The following is a 1,598-nucleotide window of genomic DNA, read 5'->3' as shown; positions in this document are numbered from 1 at the left end:
CTAATCCCTTGGGCAAAGCGCTTGTCACTGGGCGCAAGCTGGCTCAACGGAATCGCCGTCAGCCCCCGCTTCCCCCGCACATAGACCGTGTCTTTACGGACGTGCGAGAACGCGCCGGTCACGGTCTGGCCCGTCGCCTGGTTGTGCCAAATACGCAGCATCTCGGGTGCCATATCGTGCTCATATCCCCCCGGATGCGCCTGGGCAGCGATGCTCCCCAGGCAGCAAACGAGCACAAGCAATACCCCATTGATTCGTCTCATAGACTTATGAAACAAGAAATTTATGAAGCATGCATGAAGACTCCAAGTGATATACTTAAACTATCATGGCACGCATCAGATTTTCCAAATTCGACCTGGCAACCGCTCTGGAGAAAGTCGGACTGCGCAAGCTCACAGAGTGGAATCTACAAATTCCACCAAAACAACCAAGCGCTTTTTTTTCGGAAAAAATGCAACGCCTCCGACGATTTGACACGGCACGCTCCGAAGGGGCAAAGCTTTTAATTGCCGATGCACTCTTTGAAGAGGCCATTCAACCCTATGCAAAGCTAAGAATCTTCAAGGAAACAACAATTACGAGCACAGATACAGGTGGTTTAGTAGATTATCTGATTGCTCCTGACGGAACTGTTCCCATCATGCCTTTCCTGTGCGTATCTGAGGCTAAAAAAGATGATTTTGATAAAGGTTTAGCACAGTGTCTGGTTGAAATGCAGGCATGCTTTGAAATAAACCAGCAAGCAAATCATCTTGGTGTGATCTTTGGAATGGTCACTAATGGAACAGCCTGGCAGTTCTATCGCCGAGCCGTTTCAGGAGAAGTTTTCGAGAGTCCCTCCTACTCACTCCTACAGACGCCCGAAATCTTGGGAATTCTGGACTATATTTTCGCAGAATGCGAGCGGGAACTCCCTACCTTGACGCCCCCGTTGCGGCGGCAATAACGCTCTCGGGGTTGGCTTCCTCACGGCTCAGCTCACGCACGAGCTTACCCTCACGCATCACCAGCACCCTATCGGCGAGGGCGAGAACTTCAGGCAGATCGGAGGAGATTAGCAAGACCCCAAGCCCCTCCCGTGTGAGCTTTTGAATTTCGTCGTGGATCAGCGCTTTAGCCCCGACGTCCACACCACGCGTGGGCTCATCGAGGATCAAGACTTTCGGATTGGTCGCCAGCCACTTTGATAAGACAACTTTTTGCTGGTTCCCCCCCGACAGCTCCGCGAGGCTCTGCTCGACGCTCTGGCAGCGCACCTCGAAGCTCTCGCGCCCGCTCTGTGCCAGTTCTCGCTCTTTTCCCGGCGCGAGCCAAGTGCCTCGAAGGCTGGCCAAGCTCGCGTTCTGCCAGATACTCCAGGGCAACAAGGCTCCCTGGTGCTGCCGATCCTCAGGCACCAGCGCGAGGCCGTGCTGCATCGCGTCGCTGGGATTGTTGATCCGCACTCGCTCCCCCTTCACGAGAATCTCGCCCGAATCCAGTGGCAAGAGCCCAAAGAGCGCCCGCGCCACTTCCGTGCGCCCCGCGCCCACCAACCCCGCCAGCCCGACGATCTCCCCCGCATGCACCGTCAGCGAGATATCCGTGAATTTCCT

Annotated in this window: 3 protein-coding genes; 1 reads left to right on the top strand and 2 read right to left on the bottom strand. The window is 55.1% G+C overall.

Features of this window, described 5'->3' with window-relative positions:
• A partial coding sequence (locus ACH2EH_RS12315; protein ID WP_395142066.1) for a hypothetical protein occupies positions 1-263 on the bottom strand: 263 nt, incomplete at its 3' end.
• A gap of 65 nt (positions 264-328) precedes the next feature.
• Here ACH2EH_RS12315 and ACH2EH_RS12310 point away from each other — a divergent pair.
• Positions 329-949, top strand: a complete 621-nt coding sequence (locus ACH2EH_RS12310) for a hypothetical protein (protein WP_309697418.1) — start codon at positions 329-331, stop codon at positions 947-949.
• Here ACH2EH_RS12310 and ACH2EH_RS12305 read toward each other — a convergent pair.
• The coding region (locus ACH2EH_RS12305; protein WP_395142065.1) for an ATP-binding cassette domain-containing protein at positions 918-1,598 on the bottom strand (681 nt) is incomplete at its 5' end. The two genes, ACH2EH_RS12310 and ACH2EH_RS12305, sit on opposite strands and share 32 nt — an antisense overlap.

Origin of the sequence: Armatimonas sp. (assembly GCF_043760365.1) — a bacterium.
In the GTDB taxonomy this organism is placed as follows: Bacteria; Armatimonadota; Armatimonadia; order Armatimonadales; family Armatimonadaceae; genus Armatimonas.
This window is presented reverse-complemented; position numbering and strand designations above follow the sequence as displayed.

Coding starts and splice junctions, on each gene's coding strand:
- ACH2EH_RS12310 (WP_309697418.1), top strand. CDS start 329: ATGGCACGCATCAGATTTTCCAAATTCGACCTGGCAACCGCTCTGGAG.